The 22,755-nt window shown below is 61.6% G+C and carries 26 protein-coding genes; 6 read left to right on the top strand and 20 right to left on the bottom strand.

Annotated elements, in window-relative coordinates; genetic code table 11:
- Nucleotides 1-72: 72 nt before the first annotated feature.
- Nucleotides 73-1,230 carry a CHASE2 domain-containing protein gene (locus tag ACFSM5_RS04555; protein ID WP_379875062.1) on the bottom strand — a complete coding sequence of 386 codons (1,158 nt, stop codon included), beginning with the start codon at nt 1,228-1,230 and terminating at the stop codon, nt 73-75.
- Nucleotides 1,231-1,367: 137 nt separating this feature from the next.
- Between ACFSM5_RS04555 and ACFSM5_RS04550 the strand changes: the two genes are divergently transcribed.
- A complete protein-coding gene (locus tag ACFSM5_RS04550; RefSeq protein WP_379875061.1) occupies nt 1,368-1,538 on the top strand; it encodes a hypothetical protein in 171 nt (56 codons plus the stop codon).
- Nucleotides 1,538-2,269, top strand: coding sequence for a metal ABC transporter ATP-binding protein (locus ACFSM5_RS04545; protein WP_379875060.1), 732 nt, complete (start codon nt 1,538-1,540; stop codon nt 2,267-2,269). The genes ACFSM5_RS04550 and ACFSM5_RS04545 overlap by 1 nt, the downstream gene beginning before the upstream one ends.
- 145 nt (nt 2,270-2,414) lie before the next feature.
- On the opposite strand, the gene ACFSM5_RS04540 is transcribed toward ACFSM5_RS04545, so the two are convergent.
- The 10 genes from ACFSM5_RS04540 to ACFSM5_RS04495 all read right to left on the bottom strand — a co-directional run bounded on the left by ACFSM5_RS04540 (nt 2,415) and on the right by ACFSM5_RS04495 (nt 10,703).
- Complete coding sequence (locus ACFSM5_RS04540; RefSeq protein ID WP_379875058.1) at nt 2,415-3,191, bottom strand: ABC transporter ATP-binding protein; 777 nt, start codon at nt 3,189-3,191, stop codon at nt 2,415-2,417.
- Entirely contained in the window at nt 3,191-4,042 is an 852-nt protein-coding gene (locus ACFSM5_RS04535; RefSeq protein WP_379875057.1) for an ABC transporter ATP-binding protein, read from the bottom strand. Before ACFSM5_RS04535 ends, ACFSM5_RS04540 begins: the two co-directional genes overlap by 1 nt.
- On the bottom strand, nt 4,039-4,953 hold the full coding sequence (gene nikC / locus ACFSM5_RS04530; protein ID WP_379875056.1) for a nickel transporter permease: 915 nt from the start codon (nt 4,951-4,953) through the stop codon (nt 4,039-4,041). Before nikC ends, ACFSM5_RS04535 begins: the two co-directional genes overlap by 4 nt.
- On the bottom strand, nt 4,950-5,960 hold the full coding sequence (locus ACFSM5_RS04525; RefSeq protein ID WP_379875268.1) for an ABC transporter permease: 1,011 nt from the start codon (nt 5,958-5,960) through the stop codon (nt 4,950-4,952). Before ACFSM5_RS04525 ends, nikC begins: the two co-directional genes overlap by 4 nt.
- A gap of 63 nt (nt 5,961-6,023) precedes the next feature.
- Nucleotides 6,024-7,616 (bottom strand): ABC transporter substrate-binding protein, encoded by a 1,593-nt coding sequence (locus ACFSM5_RS04520; RefSeq protein ID WP_379875055.1) that lies wholly within the window; start codon nt 7,614-7,616, stop codon nt 6,024-6,026.
- Between the two features lie 149 nt (nt 7,617-7,765).
- A complete protein-coding gene (locus tag ACFSM5_RS04515) occupies nt 7,766-8,488 on the bottom strand; it encodes a SapC family protein (protein WP_379875054.1) in 723 nt (240 codons plus the stop codon).
- A gap of 44 nt (nt 8,489-8,532) precedes the next feature.
- A complete protein-coding gene (locus ACFSM5_RS04510; protein WP_379875052.1) occupies nt 8,533-9,084 on the bottom strand; it encodes a thiamine phosphate synthase in 552 nt (183 codons plus the stop codon).
- 74 nt (nt 9,085-9,158) lie between these two features.
- Nucleotides 9,159-10,088 (bottom strand): class I fructose-bisphosphate aldolase, encoded by a 930-nt coding sequence (locus ACFSM5_RS04505; protein ID WP_379875051.1) that lies wholly within the window; start codon nt 10,086-10,088, stop codon nt 9,159-9,161.
- Between the two features lie 142 nt (nt 10,089-10,230).
- On the bottom strand, nt 10,231-10,506 hold the full coding sequence (locus ACFSM5_RS04500; protein ID WP_379875050.1) for a hypothetical protein: 276 nt from the start codon (nt 10,504-10,506) through the stop codon (nt 10,231-10,233).
- A complete protein-coding gene (locus ACFSM5_RS04495) occupies nt 10,503-10,703 on the bottom strand; it encodes a hypothetical protein (RefSeq protein ID WP_379875049.1) in 201 nt (66 codons plus the stop codon). Before ACFSM5_RS04495 ends, ACFSM5_RS04500 begins: the two co-directional genes overlap by 4 nt.
- A 175-nt stretch (nt 10,704-10,878) precedes the next feature.
- Between ACFSM5_RS04495 and ACFSM5_RS04490 the strand changes: the two genes are divergently transcribed.
- Complete coding sequence (locus ACFSM5_RS04490; protein ID WP_379875048.1) at nt 10,879-12,084, top strand: diguanylate cyclase; 1,206 nt, start codon at nt 10,879-10,881, stop codon at nt 12,082-12,084.
- Between the two features lie 109 nt (nt 12,085-12,193).
- Here the strand turns inward: ACFSM5_RS04490 and ACFSM5_RS04485 are convergent, their stop codons facing one another.
- Complete coding sequence (locus tag ACFSM5_RS04485; protein WP_379875047.1) at nt 12,194-13,030, bottom strand: hypothetical protein; 837 nt, start codon at nt 13,028-13,030, stop codon at nt 12,194-12,196.
- 4 nt (nt 13,031-13,034) lie between these two features.
- Nucleotides 13,035-14,213 carry a dual-specificity RNA methyltransferase RlmN gene (rlmN, locus tag ACFSM5_RS04480; RefSeq protein ID WP_379875046.1) on the bottom strand — a complete coding sequence of 393 codons (1,179 nt, stop codon included), beginning with the start codon at nt 14,211-14,213 and terminating at the stop codon, nt 13,035-13,037.
- Between the two features lie 181 nt (nt 14,214-14,394).
- Here rlmN and ACFSM5_RS04475 point away from each other — a divergent pair, with 181 nt between their 5' ends.
- Together ACFSM5_RS04475 and ACFSM5_RS04470 are read left to right on the top strand one after the other, a co-directional pair.
- Nucleotides 14,395-15,051, top strand: coding sequence for a sigma-70 family RNA polymerase sigma factor (locus ACFSM5_RS04475; protein WP_379875045.1), 657 nt, complete (start codon nt 14,395-14,397; stop codon nt 15,049-15,051).
- Nucleotides 15,048-15,680, top strand: a complete 633-nt coding sequence (locus ACFSM5_RS04470; RefSeq protein WP_379875044.1) for a ChrR family anti-sigma-E factor — start codon at nt 15,048-15,050, stop codon at nt 15,678-15,680. Before ACFSM5_RS04475 ends, ACFSM5_RS04470 begins: the two co-directional genes overlap by 4 nt.
- Here ACFSM5_RS04470 and ACFSM5_RS04465 read toward each other — a convergent pair.
- From ACFSM5_RS04465 to ACFSM5_RS04435, 7 genes are all read right to left on the bottom strand, one after another.
- Entirely contained in the window at nt 15,667-16,059 is a 393-nt protein-coding gene (locus ACFSM5_RS04465; protein ID WP_379875042.1) for a VOC family protein, read from the bottom strand. The two genes, ACFSM5_RS04470 and ACFSM5_RS04465, sit on opposite strands and share 14 nt — an antisense overlap.
- 9 nt (nt 16,060-16,068) lie before the next feature.
- Complete coding sequence (locus tag ACFSM5_RS04460) at nt 16,069-17,199, bottom strand: serine hydrolase domain-containing protein (protein ID WP_379875041.1); 1,131 nt, start codon at nt 17,197-17,199, stop codon at nt 16,069-16,071.
- Entirely contained in the window at nt 17,199-18,701 is a 1,503-nt protein-coding gene (locus ACFSM5_RS04455; RefSeq protein WP_379875040.1) for a tripartite tricarboxylate transporter permease, read from the bottom strand. The genes ACFSM5_RS04460 and ACFSM5_RS04455 overlap by 1 nt, the downstream gene beginning before the upstream one ends.
- A gap of 14 nt (nt 18,702-18,715) precedes the next feature.
- On the bottom strand, nt 18,716-19,180 hold the full coding sequence (locus tag ACFSM5_RS04450; protein WP_379875039.1) for a tripartite tricarboxylate transporter TctB family protein: 465 nt from the start codon (nt 19,178-19,180) through the stop codon (nt 18,716-18,718).
- Nucleotides 19,181-19,321: 141 nt separating this feature from the next.
- Nucleotides 19,322-20,296, bottom strand: a complete 975-nt coding sequence (locus ACFSM5_RS04445; RefSeq protein ID WP_379875038.1) for a Bug family tripartite tricarboxylate transporter substrate binding protein — start codon at nt 20,294-20,296, stop codon at nt 19,322-19,324.
- A 106-nt stretch (nt 20,297-20,402) separates the two neighbouring features.
- Nucleotides 20,403-21,380: a tripartite tricarboxylate transporter substrate-binding protein gene (locus ACFSM5_RS04440; RefSeq protein ID WP_379875037.1), complete on the bottom strand. Its 978-nt coding sequence runs from the start codon at nt 21,378-21,380 to the stop codon at nt 20,403-20,405.
- A gap of 160 nt (nt 21,381-21,540) precedes the next feature.
- Complete coding sequence (locus tag ACFSM5_RS04435; RefSeq protein WP_379875036.1) at nt 21,541-22,383, bottom strand: branched-chain amino acid aminotransferase; 843 nt, start codon at nt 22,381-22,383, stop codon at nt 21,541-21,543.
- A 218-nt stretch (nt 22,384-22,601) separates the two neighbouring features.
- On the opposite strand from ACFSM5_RS04435, the gene ACFSM5_RS04430 reads away from it, so the two are divergent.
- On the top strand, nt 22,602-22,755 hold a 154-nt coding region (locus ACFSM5_RS04430; RefSeq protein ID WP_379875267.1), incomplete at its 3' end, for a DUF4169 family protein.

Below are 22,755 nucleotides of genomic sequence, written 5' to 3'. Positions count from 1 at the left end.
CTTGGATTCTCAGCCATCGTGGCGGAGTTGCCGAAAAATGGCAAATATTAGGCAAATGCCGTCTTTGCTTTTTCAACGCCAGCGGGGCATCAGATACGCGCCAAGCAGCGCAATCAGCATGCCCACCGGTTCGATCAGCAGATCTTGTGTTGCGAAATAACAGGCAGTTCCGATGATTGCGGCGACCATAACGCCAAAGATCAAAAGATTGCGGCGGACAAGACAAAGCAACGCCACACCGATCATCGCATAGAGGCTATTGAGTTGCTCCGACTGGATGCTGCGCTCGGCCAGCAGCGTATCCACTGCCCGCGCGTGCAGCTCTACCGGCATGATACGGGCGTCGCGCACAGGAACCGGATCCGACAGCCCAACCGCCAGCGCGCCAAAGAGGACGGGCCTGCCTCGGATCTCCGCGGGAACTTCTCCTGCTAAAACCTTTGCAGCAGAGAGTACCGGCCTGCCCCCTTCCGGTCGGGCAAGAGTAATCGTACCCAGCAACCCTAGCCGCAGAAACTTGTCGTCGCAGAAGGCCATCGCCCCTCCGAAGGACTTCCACATCGTAAGCCCCGGAGTCGTACAGCCCTTGGCACGCGCCACCAGGGCAGTCGCCATGCTTGGCCAAGCCTGTTCAGCCATACTCAGGAAGGCAGGAACACGTCGGACGACCTCGTCCGGGTCGGGATAACTAAAAGCAGGCGCCACCATGGTCACCTGCTCGATTGCCGGCAAGTTCGGCACCCGGGGCAGGGCCGGATAGAGGGTCGCCTCCGGATTGGTCGTTTTCGATGTGGCAACGGCTAAACGGCTGGCTACAGGCGCCTCTCGAACGCCCTTGAGGCTTCGCAGCGTAAGAACCACAGTCGGCCGGTTTGCCAGCGCCCTCACCAAGGCCCCGTCCGTATCATTCTGTGGTGTCGCCAGCCTATCCGGTTCGGCGTAGGTGACCAGCAACCCCACCGCGCTTGCTCCGCCTTCTATCAGACGATCAACGATCTTGGCCGAAAGATCCCGCGACCAGGGCCATTGCCCCAGTTCTTTCAGGTCTTCCTCATCGATGCCGACAATCACAGTCCGGGTCGATACCGGATCCGTCAGGCGCAGCAGCAGATCGCTGGCCCAGCCTTCCGTTGCGACCAGAGTCGGGGGACGCCAGATCACAACCAGTCCGAACAATGCGGCCCAGAGGACGGCCAACGTCAGGATACTCAGCACCCACCGTCGCAACATGTACGCGTCTCCAGCAACCTTAAGCGCTACCTTGCCTGATGCCTGCTAGACGGCAAGAGGAATCATTCGCAACACGGGAGGCAAGCATGCAGGGCAGGCGCTTGACCGGCAGGCGCAATACTATAACATCTGCCTCCATGAGCCATTCGCACGACCATTCGCATCACGCCCCCCATACCCATGGGCATGATGCCCCTGTCGCCTATACCGGCGGCCCCTTCGGCTGGAGCGTGCAGCGGCGCCTGATCTGGGTAGCCGGTGCCTTGGCTGCCTTGTGGTTGCTCGTTGCCTGGGCGCTGGGGGAATAATGTCGACAATCACGCTCGATAATCTGACGCTCACCTATCAGCGCCATCCGGCCATCCATCATGTTTCCGGCAGTTTCGAAACCGGCAGCATGACGGCCATCGTCGGCCCCAATGGTGCTGGCAAGTCGAGCCTTCTGAAAGCCATCGTCGGCCTGATGCCGCCTAGCGGCGGTCATGTCCGCCTTCAGGGCTGCGAGCGGCGCGACATCGCCTATCTGCCCCAGAGCGCCGAAATGGACCGCAGCTTTCCGCTATCGGTGATGGACTGCGTGCTGATGGGCGCCTGGCGCACCGTGGGTCCGTTCAGATCGCTGGGCAAAGCCGCGCAACGCGATGCCCTCGCCGCGCTGGCCGCAGTCGGATTGTCGGGGTTCGAGCGCCGGATGATCGCCGAACTCTCTGCCGGGCAGTTCCAGCGCGTGCTCTTCGCCCGCGTCATGGTCCAGGATGCCCCGGTCATTCTGCTGGACGAGCCGTTCAATGCCATTGATGCCCGCACCACGGCTGACCTGCTGACCCTGGTGCGCCGCTGGCATGGTGAGCAGCGCACGATCATTGCCGTGCTGCATGATATGGAGCAGGTGCGCCTCAACTTCCCGCGCACCCTGATGGTCGCGCGTGAACTGATCGGCTGGGGATCCACCGAGGAAACCCTCACCCCGGCCAACCTGTCGCGGGCACGGGCACGTTCCGAAGCCTGGGACGATCATGCAGACATCTGCGCGGCTTAGACTCTTTGTGTTGGCCTAACGCTTCGCTGCTTGAGGCTCGTGCTTTGTGTTGGCCTAACGCTTCGCTGCTTGAGGCCAGCTAAACTGCGTTCCTGAAACAAAAAAGGCGCCCTTGCGGGCGCCTTTTTCATAAGCTTAGCCGATCTTAAAGCTCGACCATCTCGCGGGCCGCCTGCCGGTCGTAGCCCTTACTGGCCAGCAGCAGCTGACGGGTATAGGCCTGCGACGGCGTACCATCGCGCAGCTGCTCGACGGAGGTTTCTTCGACGATCTCGCCATGGCGCATCACCGCCACGCGGTCACACATATTGCCGACCACCGCGAGATTATGGGTGACCAGAACATAAGTGAGGCCACGCTCCGCCTTCAGGCGTCGCAGCAGATTGAGGATTTCCGCCTGCACCGAGACGTCCAGCGCGCTGGTCGGTTCGTCCAGCAGCAGGATCTTCGGCTCCAGGATCAGCGCACGGGCAATCGCCACGCGCTGACGCTGACCGCCCGAAAGCTGATGGGGATAGCGGAAGCGGAAGGCCACCGGCAGCCCCACGTCCATCAAGGCCCGCTCCACCCGCTGCGAACGGTTGTCGAGCCCGTGGATCGCCAGGGCTTCGTCGAGCGCGCTATCGATGGTCATGCGCGGATGCAGGGATCCATAGGGATCCTGGAAGACCATCTGCACCAGCTTGTGGAACGACTTCGGACGTTCCTTGCCCTGCTTTTGCCCAGCAATGAAGACATTGCCCGTCCAATCGGGATTAAGCCCCGACAGGGCGCGCAGCACGGTCGATTTACCCGATCCGCTTTCCCCGACGAGGCCGTAGCACTCGCCGTCCTTCACCGAGAAATCGATGTTCTTGACGGCATGGACCGCGCCGCCCTTGGTCTGGAAGCTGATGGTTAGGTTCTTTACGTCGATCATCATCAGGAGAAACTCTCCGTCATCCAGGCGGGATCGCGGGTAAGCACCGGCAGATCGCCTGCGGGCTTTTCCAGCTGCGGCAGCGCCTTCAGCAGACCCTGGGTATAGGGGTGGCGGGCCTGATGCAGTTCGGACGCTTTGAGCGTTTCAACAATCCGGCCGCCGTACATGACGATGACGCGGTCGCAGAAGCTGGCCACCAGATTGAGGTCGTGGCTGATGAAGATCAGCCCCATGCCGCGTTCCGAGACGAGATCGTCCAGGATCGCCAGCACCTGCATCTGCACGGTCACGTCCAGGGCGCTGGTCGGCTCGTCCGCGATCATCAGATCGGGTTCGGGGATCAGCATCATGGCGATCATGATGCGCTGACCCATGCCGCCCGACACTTCGTGCGGATAGGCGCGATAGACACGCTCGGGATCGCGGATCTTGACCGCTTCCAGCATGGCGATGGCGCGCTTGCGGGCATCCGACCGCTTCATCTTATTGTGGGTCAGCAGGGCTTCTTCGATCTGCGCGCCGACGGTCATGACCGGGTTCAGCGAGTATTTCGGATCCTGCATCACAAGGCTGATGCGCTGCCCGCGGATGTCGCGCATCTGCTTGGGGCTGGCGGTCATCAGATCGGTGCCGTCGAAGTTCATGCGCTTGGCAGTCACTTCGCGGGCTGCCGGGATCAGCTTCAGGATCGAACGGCCGGTGAGCGACTTGCCCGACCCGCTTTCGCCGACGATCCCCAGCTTCTCGCGCCCCATGGTGAAACTGACACCGCGCACAGCTTCGAACACACCGTCAGCGGTGTTGAAGCTGACCCGCAGGTCTTCGACTTCCAGGAGAGGTTTCTGACTCATTTCTGCTTGGGATCCAGAACGTCGCGCAGACCATCACCCAGCAGATTGAAGCCGAGCGATACGGTCAGGATGGCAAGGCCGGGCATCGCCGCAACCCACCACTGATCAAGAATGAACTTGCGGCCACCGGCAATCATCGCGCCCCATTCAGGTAAGGGAGGCTGCGCGCCAAGGCCCAGGAAGCCAAGACCGGCAGCAACCAGGATGATACCCGCCATATCGAGCGTCACACGCACAATCAGCGACGACATGCACAGCGGCACGATGTGACCCAGGATGATCCGCGACTTCGAAGCGCCGAGCAAACGGGCTGCTGCGATGAAATCGGAGTTGCGCAAGGTGATCGTTTCGGCACGGGCCATGCGGGCATAGGGTGGCCAGCTGGTGATGGCGATTGCGATAACCGCGTTCGTCAACCCCGGCCCAAGCGCCGCGACAAAAGCCAACGCCAGAATTAGGCGCGGAAAGGCCATAAAGACGTCGGTAATACGCATCAGCGCCGTATCGATCCAACCTCCGAAGTAACCGGAGATCGTCCCCACCGCGAGGCCAATAGGCGCAACGATGATGATGACGAGCCCGACAACCCACAGGGTGATCCGGGAACCATGAATCAAGCGCGATAGGATATCGCGGCCTAGATCGTCCGTCCCCAGAATATACTGCCCACCCGGTGCCTGCAGGCGATGGGACAGGTCTTGAACGACCGGAGATGCCGGCGCCAGAACATCGGCAAACATTGCAACGAGAATCAGGGCCAGAACGATGGTAAGGCCAAGCAAAGCCAGCGGATTGCGGCGGAACGTAAGCCAACGGCGATAGGTCTGACCCAGGCGGGCTTGAGCCCGGCTCTTGGGCTCGGCCGCCAGCAGCCAGGATCTCCAACTGCCGGATGCAGCACTCGTGCTCATTTTGCCCTCGGATCGACGAGGCGATACAGGATATCGCAGAAAATATTGATGACGATGAAGGTCACACCCACAACCAGCGTTCCACCCAGCACCGCGTTCATATCGGCATTGAGAAGCGAGGAGGTGATGTATTGCCCAAGGCCCGGCCAGGCGAAGACGGTCTCGGTCAGAACCGAGCCTTCCAGCAGATTGGCATAGGACAGGGCGATCACCGTGATCAGCGGGACAGCAATATTGCCGAGTGCATGGCGCCAGATCACCTTGAATTCCGACATGCCTTTGACACGCGCGGTGGTGACATATTCCGAGCGCAGCTGCTCGACCATAAAACTGCGGGTCATGCGGCTGATATAGGCCATGGAATAATAGCCCAGCACCGTTGACGGCAGGATCAGATGCGAGAAGGCATTGGCTGCCACTTCCCATTCACCAGCCAGCATCGCGTCGATGACAACGACCCCGGTCACGCTATCGACCAGATCCTGATAGACCACATCCAGACGCCCCGGCCCGGAAACCCAGCCCAGATTGGCGTAGAAAATCAACAGGCCCATCAGGCTGAGCCAGAAGACCGGCGCCGAATAGCCGAGCAGGCCGACAAAACGCACCAGATAATCGGGCCAGCGCCCCTGATAGACCGCCGCCATCACGCCGGCCGGAACGCCGAAGAGCACGCCGATAAAGGTTCCCATGGTCGACAGCTCAAGCGTCGCCGGGAAGAATCGCGCGATATCCTCGATCACGGGCTTGGTCGTCAGGACCGAAATGCCCAGATCCCCGGTAATGGCCTTCTTGGCATAGATCCAGAACTGGGTCCAAATCGGCTTATCGAGGCCGAGTTCGAGATAAACCCGCTGATAGACCTCCGCCGTTGCCCGGTCACCGACGATGGCGAGCACAGGGTCCTGCGGCATGAAGCGGCCGATGACGAAGGTAACGAGCAGAAGCCCGAAGAGGGTAACGGCGATCACCGGAATAACGCGGAGAACCCCCCTGCCAAAAAGCAGGAGGCCGGGGGGGATCCCCCCCCCGGCCCGCGCGCCGGTCGCCTGAGGCGACTGAGACAAGGCTTACTTCTTTACGATGTTGGTATAGATGTTGTTATCGAAGCTCGGGCCGATGATGAAGCCCGAGACGTTCGTGCGGCTGGCCGCGACTTCGGTCTGCTGGAACATCACCACGAACGGCGACGACTTCTGATGCTCTTTCTGGATCGTGGTGTAAAGCGCGGCGCGCTTTGCAGCATCACGTTCCAGAACGGCGGCCAGGGTCTGCTTGGTCATCTCGGGGATATCCCACGAGTTGCGCCATGCCAGGGTCTTGGTCTTACCGGCATCCGAATTGTCGTAGTTCACGGCAAAGGTTTCGGCGTTGGTGTGCGGATCCTGATAATCCGGCCCCCAGTTACCGATGTAGATGTCGTGGTTACGCGCACGATACTTGGTCAGAACCTGACCGCCATCGCCCGGAACCAGTTCCACCTTCACGCCAGCATTTGCCCAGGAAGCCTGGATGGCCTGAGCCACGTCCTGCCAGGGCGAGACATTGCGCACGTCGATAGTGATCGAGAAGCCATTCGGCAGACCGGCCTTGGCCAGGAGTTCCTTGGCCTTGGCGACGTCGTACTTGTACGGCGTATCGTTAAGCGCACCCAGGAAACCCTTCGGCAGGAACGCCTGATGGGTCGTGTAGGTGCCCTTCAGCAGGTTGTTCTCGATCGACTGATAGTCGACGAGATACTTCAGCGCTTCACGGACTTCGGGCTTAGCCAGATTCGGGTTCTTCTGGTTCAGACCGAGATACATCAGCGAGCCTTTGACGCCCGACTGGATCTTGATGTCCTTGTTGTTCGCAACGCCGTTGATCTGGTCTTTTTCCAGATTACGGGCAAAGTCGATATCGCCCTTTTCCAGCAGCAGACGCTGGGTTGCGGCTTCCGGAATATGCTGGACGATGACGCGCTTGTTCTTGGCCTTGTCACCCCAATATTCGGTATTGGCGGTCAGGGTGTAGCTTTCCTTGGCCTTCCAGCTCTGCAGCTTGTAGGGGCCCGAGGCGGCCGAATTAGCCTTCAGCCAGGCATTGCCGAAGTCGCCGTCCTTTTCGTTCGCCTTGACCAGTTTAGAATCGACGACCGACGCCACGGTGGCGGTCAGGCAGTAGAAGAAGAAGGTCGGCGCGACAGGCTTATCCAGGCGGATAATCAGGGTGTCGGCGTCCTGCGCGCGAACGCGGTCGGTGACATTGTCCTTGTTAAAACCGAACTGCGTCAGGATGAAGCCCGGCGACTTGTTCAGGATCACGGCGCGCTGGATCGAGTAAGCAGCGTCTTCGGCCGTCATCGTGTTGCCGGAGTGGAACTTCACACCCTTGCGAATCTTGAAGATATAGGTCAGGCCATCTTCGGCGACCGCAAAGCTTTCGGCGGCTTCGCCTTTGATCTTCGAAACGTCGTTATAATCGAAGGTCAGCAGACGGTCGTAGACGTTACCGAGGACTTCCGAACCCGAAAATTCGAAGCTTTCGCCGGGATCCAGCGAGATGATGTCGTCGATGGTCTTGGCCATGACGATGACGTCCTTCGGCGTTGCCGCCTGGACCATCGAAAAGCTGGACACGCCAGCAAGAAGTGCGCTTGCGAAAAGCGCTGCATTGAACCGCATTCCCAATCTCCCGTGGGCTTTCGTTGTTCGTCTGGTTCGACACTCCTCCCCCTCGCGCTCCCTCTGAGCGACGGGGTGCCGAACCGGCGGCTGAAATGTTCTTTCTTGTGACAGATGAAAGTCAACCTGCTTTAAGCGAAAGGGACTAATTAAATTCCACGCGCAGCCACACCCCCAAGTTGCATCAAGCCATCCCATCTTTCCTGGGACAGAAGAACTGCATAGAGGGGCTTCAGAAACCCTCTCCTACGCAGATCAAGCACCCCACTATCGGACAGGACTTCAAGTGAAGCTCCGTCCAATTGGTAATGTCCGGCCAGATGTATTCTTTCACCGTCCGCCAGCATCATATGCAGATCGCACGGTTTAAGCAGACCATAATCTTGCAACGCCAGGGTGAAATCTGCCGCACGATCCAGGTCGGCCGCACTTTCCAGACAGGCATCGAACGCCGCGCGATGCAGGGAACTTACGTCACCATTTTCGAACAGCGGTGCCCCACCCTCGGCCCGAAACATCTCGGCCGCCTCGTCGATGGTGAGCTGAGGACCGCCGACGACGTTCTGAACATGGAAAGGATAATGCCGCACGGTCAGCGGGATATAGCAGGTCGGGCGCCAGCGGCCATCGCTGCCGACAAACAGGTTATGGTCCGGCCTGATGCCATAGAGCCCCTGCGGGCAACCGCCCTCGCCGCCAAACAGGATCGGCACATGGGCACTGGCAGGGGCGAGCTCCTCGATCCCCAGCGGGATCAGCGTGAGCGAGGCCGCAAACTCGAAACCAGCCTGCGGAATAAGGCCCGCCGTGGCGTGGCGCAGCGGATCGATCGGCACCGGCTGACGAAACAACGAGGCAGGTTGGTTCTGCATGGCCCCCTCCCGTCGAAACAGAGGGCCAGTGTATCACAGAATCATCAGCCTGCGGCGTCGATGAGTTTCTGAACCGCCGTCACGCCATCGACAGTTGCCAAGGCGCCGCTCAGCGCGATGAAATCGGCTCCGGCATCGACCATGGCCGCCGCGGTCTTTTCATCCGACACATCCCAGGCGACGCAGGGCACCGTCATAGCTTCGACCCAGAAGTCGATCAGATCCGTCTGGGGGGACAGCGCGATATAATCGGCCCCCTGCTCAGCCGCTTCCATCGCCACATGCATTGAGGTCCCGGCGTTCACGCCGCAGATCTGCTCGGCCCCGAGGGCTTTACGGGCAGCGGCATAATCCTTGGGCGCAACCAGATGAACACCGTCGGCGTCGATCCGAGCAGCATCGGCACCGCTGCCGATCAAGACAAAAGCCCGGTCGGCTTCCCGCACGGTCGCCAACAGCCCCCTCGCCTGATCGGCACTGCCGCTGACCGCGACGCAGGCAACATCGCCCGCTTTCAGCAGGGCCGCCAATGCTGACGGTTCAGTCGTCGCAGGCAGGATGAGATAAAGGCGAGGAGCGTAGGTTTCTTCGGACATAGGCCCTTTATAAACGAGAAACCCCGCCCGGCAAGACCGGACGGGGTTTCTACACCGCAAAAAACGGTAAAGGCTTAAGCCTTGCCCTGATAGATCTTGATGATCTGATCGAGCATGGCCAGCGCTTCGGCCTTCGGACGCTGGAAGGTGTTACGGCCGATGATCGAACCGTTGCCACCGCCATCGCGGATCGAGCGGCACTCGTTATAGAGGCCGTCGAGATCCTTGGCTTCACCGCCGGAGAAGACCACGATGCGCTTGCCGGCGAAGCAGGCCTGCACAACATGGCTCACACGTTCGGCCATCGAGCCGCCGGGGATCTTCTGCTTCTCGTACACCTTCTTGGCGGCGTCGAGTTCCAGCGGAGCCTGCGGAGGCTTCACCTTGATGATATGAGCGCCCATCAGCGCGGCCATGTGGGCGGCATAGGCGCAGATATCGAACGCGGTCTCGCCCGCCTTCGACAACTCACCACCACGCGGATAGGACCAGACGACGGTCGCGAGGCCGACCGACTTGGCCTCCTCGGACAGTTCGCGCAGCTCTTCCATCATGGCAAACGCATTGTCGGAGCCAGGATAGATCGTGAAGCCGATAGCAGCGCAGCCCAGGCGCAGGGCATCCTGCACCGTGGCGGTCACGGCCTGATCGGCATCTTCCTTCAGGCGCGACAGGCTGTTGGAGCTGTTGACCTTCAGGATGAGCGGGATCTGCCCCGCAAAGGTGTCTGCGCCCGCTTCGATCATGCCGAGCGGAGCGGCATAGGCCGACAGGCCCGCTTCCAACGCCAACTCGAAATGATAGTGCGGATCGTAGGCATCCGGATTGGGAGCGAAGCTGCGCGCCGGACCATGTTCGAAACCTTGGTCGACAGGCAGGATCACCAGTTTGCCGGTACCACCCAGCTTACCCTGCATCAGAATGCGGGCAAGATTGGCTTTAGTGCCGGGATTATCGGATTCATAGTGCGCCAGAATCTTTTTGACGCGCTGGGTCATACGCATGGGGGACGTTACCTCCAGTGAGACCGGTACAGGCCGGATGGCCGTTTGGACGGCGTGCATGTACCCGACCACGGGAATTTGTGCAATCTATGGCGACGTTTTAGCCGTCATGCCTGTAACGCACCCCGCGCATATTACATTTTTATCGCGGCGGAATGACGGTGATCAGACGCCTCTGACTAGGCCAATCTGCAAAGGCGACGATCCAGAGTGCGACCAGCGAGAGCGGCGGGATGAAGGTCAGCAGGCTCCACCAGCCCGAATAGCCCATCTTGTTCAGGATGCGCACAAACGCCCAGAACCAGAGGATCACGAGCGGCAGCAGGATCACCAGCCCGATCAGCGAAAAAACCGCCGACAGGATCCAGCCGATGGATGACAGGCCCCAGCTGACCAGCATGGTGAACAGATCGATCATCGCATTTTCCTCTCAAGGATCTGGATATCGTCCTCCACGCTGGGCCAGCGCGAGAAGGCCAGAATGGCAACGACCAGCACCAATCCGATCACCGGGATGAAAACCGCCAGGGACCAGATAGGCGTGATTCCGGCGCGATCGAAGATCCGCCAGAGCGGAATGATCGCGATCAGCGCAATCGGAAGCGTGATGATCATGTCAGGCAAAGCTGTGACCTTTCTGCGGAGACTTCCCCCAAGATGGAGAGCCCGCCCCAGAAATCCAAGGGAATCACTTTTTTTGCTGCAATGCAGCGGAAACGACCTAGTCAGTTCGCGAAAACCGTCTAAGGTTTTATGAGACAGTTCGGTGAACGAGGGGGCAGGCAACCGAATGGCGGGCATACGCAGTCGTCCAAATGCGGACTATCCGACACCGACACGGCTCTTGAGCGTCGGTTATATCCTGGGTTTATCCCTGATCGCCCTCATGTCGCTGATGGCCCATATGACCCTGGGCCGGGTCATCGCCGAGAACCGCGATACGGCCGAGATCGTCAATCTCGCAGGGCGCCAGCGGATGCTGTCACAGCGCATTGCCTTCTATGCCGACCGCTATACGCAGACCGGTGCCCAGGAAGATCGCGCCCGCATGCTGGCCGGGGCCGAGGAGATGGCAACCGCCCATAAGCGCCTCATGGGCGAAACCTCGGGCGCGCAGAAACTGACCCTATCCCCGACCTTGAAAGACATCTATTTCATCGGCCCCGCCGCCGTTGACCCGCAGGTGCGAGGTTTCCTCTCCCACGTATCGGGCCTGGGCATGGTGCGCGAGACGGATGCCGGGCGTTTCCACAGCCTTGCCATCGTGGAGGCGGCAGAGAATGATCTGCTGGCCGGCCTGGAGCGCGTAGTGCTGCAGTATGAGAAGGAAAACGCTCAGGCCATCGAGCGGCTTGAGACGATGCAGCGCTATACGGTGCTGTTCATCCTGGCGACCCTGATCGCCGAGGCATTCCTGATCTTCCGTCCGCTGGTCAACCGCGTGCGGGTCTATTCGAACGAACTCAAACAGCAGGCTCTGACCGACGCTTTGACCGGGGTCGCGAACCGCCGGGCCTATATCGAAACCTCCAAGCGGGAGATTGCCCGCTTCAACCGGACCGGCCTGCCGCTCTGCGTCGTCGTCGGCGATATCGATCACTTCAAACAGGTCAATGACCGGCACGGCCATGATATCGGCGATGCGACCTTGAAGATGGTCGCCCAGGCCCTGGCCAAGGTTCTGCGGCAGGAAGATGTGCTGGCGCGCACCGGCGGCGAGGAGTTTTCAATCCTACTCCCCGGCACCGCCCTGCATGCAGCCTGCGAAGTGGCCGACCGGCTGCGCGATACCGTCTCCAAACAGACGGTCACCCTGCCGAATGGTGATGTTCTGCAGGTCACCATGAGCTTCGGCATCGCCGAGTTGGAGACGGAAGAAACCCAGATCGATGGCCCAATGGTCCGGGCCGATCAGGCGCTCTATCGCTCCAAGGATGGCGGGCGCAACCGGGTGACAGCTGCCGTTCTGGCCAGCGCGCAACCGCTTCCGGCTTAGGCGCCTTTAAGGAACCTTCGTCACCCCGCACTTGTGCGGGGTCTATCCGAGGCGGCCGCTCTGGAGAGAGATCCCGCATCAAGTGCGGGATGACGACCTCTTTTAGTATCTAACGCGACGGACGACGCTTGCGGCGCATGCGCAAGGCCGCTGCCGAGATCACCTTGGCATTCGCGGGCAGGGTTGGCGTCGGGCCGGTTTTGGAGGACTGGAACCGCTCGTCATTTTCTGTCGAGCGTGGCTGCACGACGGTTTCGACCGGGGGCTGAGCCGCTGCTTCACCCGCTGGCTGCACCGGCGTCGGCGCAGGCGGCGGGGCCGCCTTGCGCTGGGGCGAGACGCTTTCGGCCAACAGCACCGGCATCAGCCAGGGGAACAGCCCCAGCAGGCGCGGATCGCGATTGTCATGCATCCAAGGCCAGAGCATGCCCAGCATGATGTTGATCACGGCAACCGTCAGGGTCCCCGACAGGGCCAGCAGGCGATAGGCACTGTCGATATCGCGATCCACCGGCATGCCGATGATGGCAATGATCAGCCAGATGGAGGCCGCGATGAGGTGATTACGTTCCGCTCTGGCACCCAGCTTGAACGCAGCCCAGGCGCAGGCCGCCGCAGGCACCAGCAGGGCCAGCAGCATCGGCATAAGCCAGGTGCCACCCGGCACCAGATTGACGGCAAGACCGGAGGTTCCCAGCAGGAACGCGGGCAGCACCAGGAAAGCCTGCACCCAGACCAGCGAGGATTGCCCCAGGGTCTGACGCACCGTCCCCGCTTCCCAGACCGCGATAAGGCCGAAACCGACAACCGCGCCCCCCAGGTCGGGCCAGCCGATCCAACGGGCAAAGGCCAGGGTCAGGAAGGCCAACAGCATGGAACTGCCGAACCCGATCGCCGGAGCGATGATCCAGAACAGCAGGCGGGAGTTAGGTGACGGCTGCGACAAAACTTCAGGCCACGGACGGCTGCGGCAGGGCGCCTGCCATCGGCTGCGGCGCAAGACCACCGTCAAGACGGCTCTTGCGCGGACGCTCCGACGCGGACTTCAACTGACCGCAGGCGGCGAAGATGTCGCGACCGCGCGGGGTGCGGACCGGCGAGGCGTAACCGGCCGCATTGACGATATCGGCGAATTTGGCAATCGCCTCGTCGGTCGAGCACTCATAAGGCGCGCCGGGCCAGGGATTGAAGGGGATCAGATTCACCTTGGCCGGGATGCCCGCCAGCATGCGCACCAGCTCGCGCGCTTCGGCCGGGCTGTCGTTGACGCCCTTCAGCATGGTGTATTCGAAGGTGATGCGCCGGGCATTGGTCGCACCGGGATAGGTGCGGCAGGCGTCCATCAGTTCCTTCAGGGGATATTTCTTGTTGATCGGCACCAGCACGTTGCGCAGTTCGTCCGTCACCGCATGCAGCGAGATCGCCAGCATGGTGCCGATTTCCTCGCCCGCCCGTTTGATGCCGGGAACGATGCCGGAGGTCGAAAGAGTGATGCGGCGGCGCGACAGGGCGATGCCTTCGGCATCCATGCAGATATGCAGCGCCTTCTTCACCTCGTCGAAATTATACAGCGGCTCGCCCATCCCCATCATGACGATGTTGGAGATCATGCGACCTTCGGCCGGGCTCGGCCATTCGCCGATGCCGTCGCGCGCCAGCATCACCTGACCGACGATTTCGGCCGAGGTGAGGTTGCGCACAAGGCGCATGGTGCCGGTATGGCAGAAGGAGCAGGTGAGCGTGCAGCCGATCTGCGAGGAGACACACAGCGTGCCGCGATCCTCTTCGGGGATATGCACCGTCTCGATCTCGTTGCCGTCATCCATCTTCAGCAGCCACTTGCGGGTGCCATCGACAGACTTGAGATCGACCGAGGTGCGCGGGCGGCGCACTTCGTAGTTATCCGCCAGTCGCTTGCGGAAATCCTTATGCAGGGTCGTCATGCGGTCGAAATCGGTTTCGCCGCGATAATACATCCAGTGCCAAAGCTGGGTTGCCCGGAATGGCTTTTCGCCAAGGTCAACCATCGCCTGCTTAAGCTCAGCCTTAGAGAGGCCGATGAGATTCGGCTTCACGGAAACAGTATCGGCGGCCGGCGCGCTGGGCGCGGCTGAAATTGCAAGCGACATGACTTAAGGGACCCTCATTAGAGCGAAGGACTTATAATTCAAAACGGCCCTTCTTCACAATGCATTGGCCGTATGGGAGCCTTGCCGCTAGAATCTAGGACTGCCGGACCTGATTTTCACCCCGCGCTGTATCGAGGCGGCTTCCAGTGATCCATGTGCAACAGGGCTGCGTATGTGGGGTATGTGCTTACCCCTTTGCATCCGGCGTGATCGTGCTGTTTACCGCCTTATCGAGGAAGGCGGCGTATCCTGGCGCCTGCCATGGATTGCCATCGTGAAGGATGGCGGTCGCGTCGACCCATTTGCCGATGTTATCGCCCGGATCGTTTCGGAGCAGAGCCGCACCGCCTTTGCTGAGCTTTTTGAACATTTCGGCCCCAGGGTCAAAACCTACCTGATGCGTCAGGGCGCCAGCAGCGCCGAAGCAGAAGAGGTCCTGCAGGAGGTCATGCTGGCCCTCTGGCGGCGGGCCGATACCTTCGATCCGGCCCTGTCGTCGGTCGCGACCTGGGTCTATGCCATCGCCCGTAACAAGCGGATCGATCATCTGCGGCGCTCCCATCGCGCCGAATTCGACCCCAATGACCCCTTGCTGACCGGCGAGAGCTATATCGACGGCGCCGATGTCTTTCTGGAAGCCGCCCGCGACGTGGATCGGCTGCAGAAGGCGGTAGAGACCCTTTCGCCCGAACAGTCGACCCTGATCAAGATGGCCTACTATGAGGATAAGTCCCACGCCAGCATCGCAGACGAGACATCCCTGCCCCTTGGTACCGTGAAATCCAGAATCCGCCTGGCGCTGAAGCATCTGCGCATCACCCTGGGAGATGACGCATGAATCCGCGCCATCATCCCACCGAAGATCTGCTGCTCGATTATGCCACCGGCGCCCTGGCCGAAGCTCCGTCGCTGCTGATCGCAACCCACCTGACCTATTGCTCCGCCTGCCGGGGCGAGGTGAAGCGCCTGGAAGCCGTCGGCGGCGCCCTGGTGGAGCAACTACCGGCAACGGCGGTGACGACCAGCCTCGACAGCTTGTTCGCGCGTCTCGATGAACCGGCTCCGGCTGAATCGGCCCCACCGCCGGTGCAACCGGGTTACGAATGGGCGCCGGTGCCGTTACGCCCCTATCTGCCGCAGGTTCCCTGGCGCAGTTTTCTGCCCGGCATGACCCAGATTCCCTTGGGCGCAGAGGGTGGCAGCCTTCGGATTCTGCGCGTCCAGGCCGGTCGCGCCATGCCCAAGCATACCCATAACGGTCGCGAGCTGACAGCCGTGCTGAAGGGCGGCTTCAGCGATGGGGGCAAGGATTATTTCCCCGGCGACCTAGCTATCGCCGGGGATGACGATCTGCACACCCCCACCGCCCACGACGATGGGGAATGCATCTGTCTTTATCTGATCGAAGGACGCTTGAAGCTGCCGGGCTGGCTTGGCCTGCTCCTCAACCGCTTCATCCCCCACTAACGGGCGTGCACAGCTCCACCAGGGCACCGTCGCTGTCCCGAACATAGGCGACGGTCTGGCCCCAGGGCTTTTCGGTCGGGGGCATCAGGCTCACGGCGCCTGCCGCCAGCGCCCGGCGATAGGCATCTGCCACATCGGCGATCACGAAGGCGATCTCCTGCGGCCCCGGCAGGCCATCGGGTCGCTGGTGGGAAATCGCGAACCCGAACTCGGGCGCATTCTCTTCGGATGCGAATCCCAGCGCGGTCGCCCCGGTTTCCATCTCGCCGTAAGCGCCGCTTTCATGCAGGAAGCGCCGGGAAAGGCCAAAAGCTGCCTCATAGAAAGCCATGCTGGCTTCCACATTGGGGACGTAGCGAATGACGTAACCGAGCTGCATCTGTTTTCCTTAAGCCAGAAGATCGTAGGCGGCATCGCGGACGGCTTCCGGGAACCAGCCCTGCATACCGGCAACAGCCGTATTGGTCAGGGAAACCACAGTCAGCTCGTTCACCGGATCGACGAACCAAGTATGGCCGTAAGCCCCACCCCATCCAAAACTGCCATTGGCCTGCGGCGTTCCCGACGGCACCCGGTCCTTGAGTACCGCTACTCCTAACCCAAAGCCCCAACCCGGCGGCGCATCCGGCAAGGGGCTGTCGCCCAGAATATCGCGGGTCATGAGGGTGAGGCTTTCCTTCGACAGCAGTCGATGGGTCCGTACCGCCTCGAAAAACGCCAGCAGGTCGGTCGCCGTGCCGTTCAACGCGCTGCCGCCCGACGGATAGGACTTCGGGTCGAGATAGCGGTCCGGCACGTAACGCAGGAAGCCCTTGCCGACCGGAACCTCGTGATAGCGCCCCATGCGAACCGGGGCTCCCCCCTCACCATCGGCATAGGGGACGGCAAGACGGCTGCTGTCCGAAACGCCAAAGCCGGTATCGCGCCAGTCGAGCGGACTGCCGATCCGCGCCCCGATCAGATCGGGCAGGCTCATCCCGGTCACCCGGCTCAGGACGGCTGCCAGGACATCGGTCGCCATCGAATAGCACCAGCTGCTGCCCGGCGCGAACAGCAGGGGGACGGAGGCCAACCGCCGCAGGTTTTCCTCCAGCGACAGGCCGGGCTGGTCCAGACCGTCGGAAACCTCGGCCCGGTCATAGGCACCACCGCCAATGCCTAAGAACCGATAATAGAGACCCGCCGTATGGCCTAGCAGATGGCGCAGAGTGATGGCTGCGGGATCGCCATTCCTCAAGCGAGGCTGGAAGTCCGGCAGGAAGTCCGTCACCGGGGCATCGAGCGTAAAGGCGCCATCCTCGGCAAGGCCGAAGGCGGCGACCGTCACAATCGGCTTAGTGACGGAGGCAAGGCGGAAGATCGCATCGGAGGGCATTTCCCGGCCCGCTTCACGATCCAGATCGCCTGCAGCCCGCAGATAGACTGGCTTACCACGGGCTGCAACCGCCACCACCGCCCCGGCAAGCGTGCCGGTGGCGATGGCGCGGTCAAGCACTGCATCCAGGGAAGCCGCCGCCATCAGTCTTCTTGGAACGCTTCTTCGCGCTTCTTGCGGACGGCAGGCAGCAGCACGACGATCAGCATGCCGACCGTGCAGATCAGCAGACCCAGGCTGATCGGACGGGTCAGGAAGACCGTCGGGTCATTGTGCGACAGGGTCATCGCACGCCGCAGGTTTTCTTCCATCATCGGGCCGAGGATCAGGCCGATCAGCAGCGGCGCCGGTTCGCACTTCAGACGCGCGAACATATAGCCGAGCGCCCCGAAGCCAGCGGTCAGCATGACCTCATGCGGCTGATTGTTCAGCGAATAGACGCCGATGGCGCAGAACACCAGGATCGCCGGATAGAGCATGTGATAGGGCACGGTCAGCAGGCGCACCCACAGTCCGATCAGCGGCAGATTGAGGATGATCAGCATCAGGTTGCCGACCCACATGGAGGCGATGATCCCCCAGAACAGCTGCGGCTGTTCGGTCACCACCGCCGGTCCCGGCACGATGCCCTGGATGATCATGGCGCCGATCATCAGCGCCATGACCGGGTTCGAGGGAATGCCGAGGGTCAGCATCGGGATGAAGCTCGTCTGCGCACCCGCGTTATTGGCCGATTCAGGCCCCGCGACACCCGCGATGGCACCCTTGCCGAATTCCTGCGGGTTCTTCGACAGCTTCTTTTCCATCGAATAGGCTGCAAACGACGCCAGCAGAGCGCCGTTACCGGGCAGGATCCCGAGGAACGACCCCAGAGCCGTGCCACGCAGGATCGGCTTGGTCATCGCCTTGAGATCATCCTTGCTCGGCAGCAGGCTGGAGATTTTTTTGACCGAGCTTTCGCGGGTCGATTCATCCTCGAGATTGCGGATGATCTCGCCCAACCCGAAGAGGCCCATGGCGACGATCACGAAGTCCAGTTTCTCGCGCACCACATCGATGCCGAAGGTGAAGCGCTCGGTGCCCGAGGTCACATCGGTGCCGATCATGCCGAACAGCAGACCGACCAGCATCATGCCAATGGCGCGGATCAGCGACCCGCTGGCCAGGGTGACGCAGGCAACAAGGCCCAGGAGCATCAGCGAGAAATATTCGGCCGAACCGAACTTCAGGCCCAGTTCCGACAGCGGCGGGGCGAAGAAGACGATCAGGACCGTCGCCACGGTCCCGGCAAAGAAGCTGCCGATGGCGGCGGTGGCAAGCGCGGTTCCCGCCTTGCCCTTGCGCGCCATCTGATAGCCGTCGAGCGCGGTCACCACAGACGTACTTTCACCCGGCACATTGATCAGGATCGCCGTCGTCGACCCGCCATATTGGGCACCGTAATAGATACCCGCCAGCATGATGAGCGAGGAGACGGCAGGCAGCGTGAAGGTGATCGGCAGCAGCATCGCGATGGTCGCGACCGGCCCCAGACCCGGCAGCACGCCGATCAGGGTCCCCAGCAGCACGCCGATCAGGCAATAGCCGAGATTATCGAAGGTGAGGACGACGCCGAAACCCAGCGCCAGATTGTCAAAAACTTCCATGATCGCCGCTCCCCTTAATCCAACCAGGGGGCGACCGGAATCGGCAGCCCAAGACCTTTGGTAAAGACCAGCCAGCAGAAGCCGGTCATGAACACCGCCAGAAGGACGGCGGGGATAATCTTGAATTTGGTCGAGGCGGGCGACACCAGCAGCATCAGGGTCGGCACTGCGATCAAGAGCCCGGCCGTGCGGATCAGCACCCCGAACAGCACGACGCCGATGACGACGGCCGCCAGCGCCTTCCAGGCGATCGGGTGACCTGCTTCCTCCTCATCGCCTTTCAGCAGAGCACCGCGCGCGATGATGACGACACCGATCAGCATCAGACATCCGGAAACCACGGCCGGGAACATGCCTGCCCCGATGCCACGCCGCTGCAGAAGCGGGAATTCAAAGGACAGCGCGAAAAACGTGACGCCGATGAAAAGGAAAAGAACGCCTGACCAAAATTCTTTGGGCGCTCGTATCAACGACCCCATTCACAGCCCTCCACGCTACGTGACGGGAGCGGCCACCGCTCGATTTTTCCCGGCGGCGGTCTCGCTTCCTCCCTATTGAGCGTGATGGTGAACGAGCGTCGCGCCGCTTGTCAGCAAAAATGCTGCGGTTAGCGCTGTTTTTCAGTCCGCATAAGCCCCCGCCGCCCGGACAATCGGCGACCATTTCTTGATTTCGGCTGCCAGCATATCCGCCAGCGGCTTTGGCTCGCCTTTGGCCGCCGGAACGGGATCCGTCCCAAGGTCGTTGAAGCGTGCCGCCAACTCCGGTTCCGCCAGCGCTTTTTTCAAAGACTCGCTCAACTGCCGGATGACGGCAGGCGGCGTTCCGGCAGGGGCATAAAGACCATGCCAGACGCTGATCTCGAAGCCCGGTAACCCGGCCTCGGCCAGGGTTGGAACCTCGGGTAAAGCGGGGATACGGCTGGCGGTCGTCGCACCATAGACCTTGACCCGCCCCGCCTTGATCTGGCTGACGGTGGTCGTCGTCTGATCGCACATGAAATCGATCTGGCCGCCCAGCAGATCATTCATGGCGGGGCCCGTGCCGCGATAGGCCGCAACGGTGATCTGTGTCTCCACCGCCTGCATGAACAGCATCCCGCACAAATGGGCCGCCCCGCCGATGCCGCCATGGCCGAAGGTCACCTGGCTGCGGTGCTCCTTCACATAGGCGATAAGGTCTTTCAGCGTCTGCGCTGGGAAGTCCGAGCGCGCGACGAAGGTCATCGGCGCCTCCGTGATCAGGCCGATCGGCGCGAAGTCTTTCACAGCATCGAAGGGCAGCTTGCGGTACATCGCCGGGCTGATGGCGTGGCCGATATGGTGGATCAGCAGCGTATGGCCGTCAGGATCGGACTTGGCGACGCGGGCCGCGCCCAGGGTTCCGCCCGCCCCAGCGACATTCTCGACGACCATCTGCTGGCCGAGATTGGCGCCCATGAACTGGGCCGTCAGGCGCGCCACCGTATCGGTCGGCCCACCGGCGGCATAGGGAACGACGACGGTAATGGCCTTGGACGGGAAGTTTTGCGCAGCAGCAGGCGACACCAGCGGCCCAAGCGCAAGAAACAGTCCGGCAATCAATTTGATCTTCATGGCGATGTCCTTATGCAGGAGGAGCCTTGAGCCAACGAATGACGGTTTTTGCCAAAAAGAAAAAGGGGCGAGCATCGCTGCCCGCCCCTTTGTCACGTAGAACCGATCAGTCGGCGTATTCGCCCGCGGCCTTGATGACCGGCGACCACTTATCAACTTCGGCCTTCACGAAGGCTTCATGGGCCTTCGGGTCGATCTTGGCTTCGGGAACAGGCTCCGTGCCGAGATCGGCGAAGCGCTGCACGACGGTCGGATCCTTGAGGGCGACCTTAAGAGCGGCGTTCAGCTTATTCACGATCGGCTCGGCCGTGCCCTTGGGAGCGTAGAGGCCGTGCCAGACGGCCACTTCAAAACCCTTCAGGCCCGCGCTGTCGGCGGTCGGCAGATCGGGAAGCGAGGGAACCTTGGTCAGGGTGGTGACGGAATAGGCCTTGATCTTGCCACCCTTGATCTGACCGGTGGTGTTGGTGGTCTGGTCGCACATCAGATCGACCTGTCCGCCCAGCAGATTATTCATCGCCGGGCCGGTGCCGGTATAGGCAACGGTGGTCGCCTGGGTCTGCAGGGCCGACATCAGCATCATGCCGCAGAGGTGCGAGGCCGAACCGATACCGGCATTGGCCAGGGACACCTTGTCCTTGTTGGCTTTCACATAGTCGATCAGCTCGGCCATGGTCTTGGGCGGCAGATCGGCCTTGGCAACGATGGTCATCGGCACGTCGGTGATGAGGCCGATGGTCTGGAAATCGGTCAGCGCGTTGTAGGGCAGCTTGCGATACAGCGCGACGGCGGTCGCATGGCCGATGTGATGCAGCAGCAGCGTGTAGCCGTCATTCGGCGACTTGGCGACGCGGGCCGCGCCCAGGGTACCACCGGCACCGCCGACGTTTTCGATCAGGACCTGCTGGCCCAGCGTCTTGCTCATCGACTGGGCGACGAGGCGGGCAACGGTATCGGTCGGACCACCGGCTGCGAACGGCACGACGACGGTGACCGGCTTGGTCGGATAATCCTGGGCCAGGGCGGTGCCGGCCAGGAGAGTGGTGGCCAATGCAGCCATGAAAACGGTCTTGACGCTACGCATCGCTTCCCCCTGTCAAAGGTTTCTTTTTTAAAGACGGATTAACTCCGTTCGGCTTTTCAGTCTGGCGACGACAGAACGACGGGGCAAGCCTTTTAGATCCTGCCCCGCCGCCCCCGCGACATTCCGTCCTAGACCAGCGGCAATATCATACCGCCCGGGTTTAGACGGGCTGGGTCTTGGCCCAACCGAAATAGAGTTCCCGCGCCTTGCGATACATCGGCCCGGCTTGCAGATCCCGCTGTTCATAGCGTGTGACCGGCTGGACCTTGGCGTAATTGCCGGTCGAGAAAATCTCGTCCGCATCGGCAACATCGGCGGGCGTCACCGCGCGCTCCTGCACCTCGATACCCGCTTCACGCAGCAGGGCGACGACGCGCTGGCGCGTGATGCCATTCAGAAAGCAGCCGTTCGGCACGGGGGTGGAGACGACGCCATTCTTGGCGATGAAGATGTTCGAGCCGGTGAATTCGGCGACATTGCCCGCCAGATCGCACATCACGGCATTCTCGAAACCCTTCTCCATCGCCGCCCGCAGCGCCAGCGTCGCCTGGGGATAGAGGCAGGAGGCCTTGGCCGCCGTCGGCGCCTGTTCGGGTGTCGGACGGCGATGGGCCGACAGGGTGGCCGAGAAACCCTTGTCGCCGGGCAGCGGAATTTCCTGGATCACCAGGGCAAACCGGGTCGCCTCCGGGGCGATCACCATCATGCCGGTTTCAAGCCAGAACATCGGGCGGATATAGAGCTCTGCCCCCGCCTCGAACTTCGCGATGCCTTCGCGGGCCAGCGCTTCGATTTCCTGCGCGCTTACCGGCGGCTTCATCGCCATAACTTCGGCACTGCGGATCGCCCGCTGGCAATGTTTCTGCAGATCGGGCGCCGCCCCGCCAAAAGACCGCGCGCCATCGAATACGGAATGGCCGAGCCAAGCCGACTGGGTCGTTGCCCCCATAAGCGGGGTATTGCCTTCGCTCCAGGCTCCGTCGAGATAGGTGATCGTCCGCATGATGCCCTTCTTCTTATTCTGTGCCCTGCCGCGATAGGTAGGCGGCGCTATCGTTGCCCGGCTTCAAACCCGCCCGCAAGGCTGAAAATGTCCCCATTCCCGGCGCCACAAGAATGGCAGCTATGTTGACCAAAAAATCTCTCAAGCTCCCCTCGCGATCCCCTGTAGACTACCGCCGTTTCCCTTGAACAGGAGTTGCTCCTTTGGCCGCTGAGATCGTGAACCTCAATCGCGCCCGCAAAGCCAAGGCCCGCTCAGCAGCCGAGGTGAAAGCTGCGGAGAATCGCGCCAGCTTCGGACGCACCAAGGCGGAGAAGGCCAAGGACGCCAGCGGCAAGAGCAAGCTTTCGAGCCACCTGGACGGTCATAAGC

Source organism: Lacibacterium aquatile (genome assembly GCF_042683105.1).
GTDB classification, from domain to species: domain Bacteria; phylum Pseudomonadota; class Alphaproteobacteria; order Elsterales; family Elsteraceae; genus Lacibacterium; species Lacibacterium aquatile.
This window is presented reverse-complemented; position numbering and strand designations above follow the sequence as displayed.

What these genes read in the sequence shown, in the direction of transcription:
- ACFSM5_RS04555 (WP_379875062.1), bottom strand. Translation starts at nt 1,230, where the DNA reads ATGTTGCGACGGTGGGTGCTGAGTATCCTGACGTTGGCCGTCCTCTGG.
- ACFSM5_RS04550 (WP_379875061.1), top strand. Translation starts at nt 1,368, where the DNA reads ATGAGCCATTCGCACGACCATTCGCATCACGCCCCCCATACCCATGGG.
- ACFSM5_RS04545 (WP_379875060.1), top strand. Translation starts at nt 1,538, where the DNA reads ATGTCGACAATCACGCTCGATAATCTGACGCTCACCTATCAGCGCCAT.
- ACFSM5_RS04540 (WP_379875058.1), bottom strand. Translation starts at nt 3,191, where the DNA reads ATGATGATCGACGTAAAGAACCTAACCATCAGCTTCCAGACCAAGGGC.
- ACFSM5_RS04535 (WP_379875057.1), bottom strand. Translation starts at nt 4,042, where the DNA reads ATGAGTCAGAAACCTCTCCTGGAAGTCGAAGACCTGCGGGTCAGCTTC.
- nikC (WP_379875056.1), bottom strand. Translation starts at nt 4,953, where the DNA reads ATGAGCACGAGTGCTGCATCCGGCAGTTGGAGATCCTGGCTGCTGGCG.
- ACFSM5_RS04520 (WP_379875055.1), bottom strand. Translation starts at nt 7,616, where the DNA reads ATGCGGTTCAATGCAGCGCTTTTCGCAAGCGCACTTCTTGCTGGCGTG.
- ACFSM5_RS04515 (WP_379875054.1), bottom strand. Translation starts at nt 8,488, where the DNA reads ATGCAGAACCAACCTGCCTCGTTGTTTCGTCAGCCGGTGCCGATCGAT.
- ACFSM5_RS04510 (WP_379875052.1), bottom strand. Translation starts at nt 9,084, where the DNA reads ATGTCCGAAGAAACCTACGCTCCTCGCCTTTATCTCATCCTGCCTGCG.
- ACFSM5_RS04505 (WP_379875051.1), bottom strand. Translation starts at nt 10,088, where the DNA reads ATGCGTATGACCCAGCGCGTCAAAAAGATTCTGGCGCACTATGAATCC.
- ACFSM5_RS04500 (WP_379875050.1), bottom strand. Translation starts at nt 10,506, where the DNA reads ATGATCGATCTGTTCACCATGCTGGTCAGCTGGGGCCTGTCATCCATC.
- ACFSM5_RS04495 (WP_379875049.1), bottom strand. Translation starts at nt 10,703, where the DNA reads ATGATCATCACGCTTCCGATTGCGCTGATCGCGATCATTCCGCTCTGG.
- ACFSM5_RS04490 (WP_379875048.1), top strand. Translation starts at nt 10,879, where the DNA reads ATGGCGGGCATACGCAGTCGTCCAAATGCGGACTATCCGACACCGACA.
- rlmN (WP_379875046.1), bottom strand. Translation starts at nt 14,213, where the DNA reads ATGTCGCTTGCAATTTCAGCCGCGCCCAGCGCGCCGGCCGCCGATACT.
- ACFSM5_RS04475 (WP_379875045.1), top strand. Translation starts at nt 14,395, where the DNA reads ATGTGCTTACCCCTTTGCATCCGGCGTGATCGTGCTGTTTACCGCCTT.
- ACFSM5_RS04470 (WP_379875044.1), top strand. Translation starts at nt 15,048, where the DNA reads ATGAATCCGCGCCATCATCCCACCGAAGATCTGCTGCTCGATTATGCC.
- ACFSM5_RS04465 (WP_379875042.1), bottom strand. Translation starts at nt 16,059, where the DNA reads ATGCAGCTCGGTTACGTCATTCGCTACGTCCCCAATGTGGAAGCCAGC.
- ACFSM5_RS04460 (WP_379875041.1), bottom strand. Translation starts at nt 17,199, where the DNA reads ATGGCGGCGGCTTCCCTGGATGCAGTGCTTGACCGCGCCATCGCCACC.
- ACFSM5_RS04455 (WP_379875040.1), bottom strand. Translation starts at nt 18,701, where the DNA reads ATGGAAGTTTTTGACAATCTGGCGCTGGGTTTCGGCGTCGTCCTCACC.
- ACFSM5_RS04450 (WP_379875039.1), bottom strand. Translation starts at nt 19,180, where the DNA reads ATGGGGTCGTTGATACGAGCGCCCAAAGAATTTTGGTCAGGCGTTCTT.
- ACFSM5_RS04445 (WP_379875038.1), bottom strand. Translation starts at nt 20,296, where the DNA reads ATGAAGATCAAATTGATTGCCGGACTGTTTCTTGCGCTTGGGCCGCTG.
- ACFSM5_RS04440 (WP_379875037.1), bottom strand. Translation starts at nt 21,380, where the DNA reads ATGCGTAGCGTCAAGACCGTTTTCATGGCTGCATTGGCCACCACTCTC.
- ACFSM5_RS04435 (WP_379875036.1), bottom strand. Translation starts at nt 22,383, where the DNA reads ATGCGGACGATCACCTATCTCGACGGAGCCTGGAGCGAAGGCAATACC.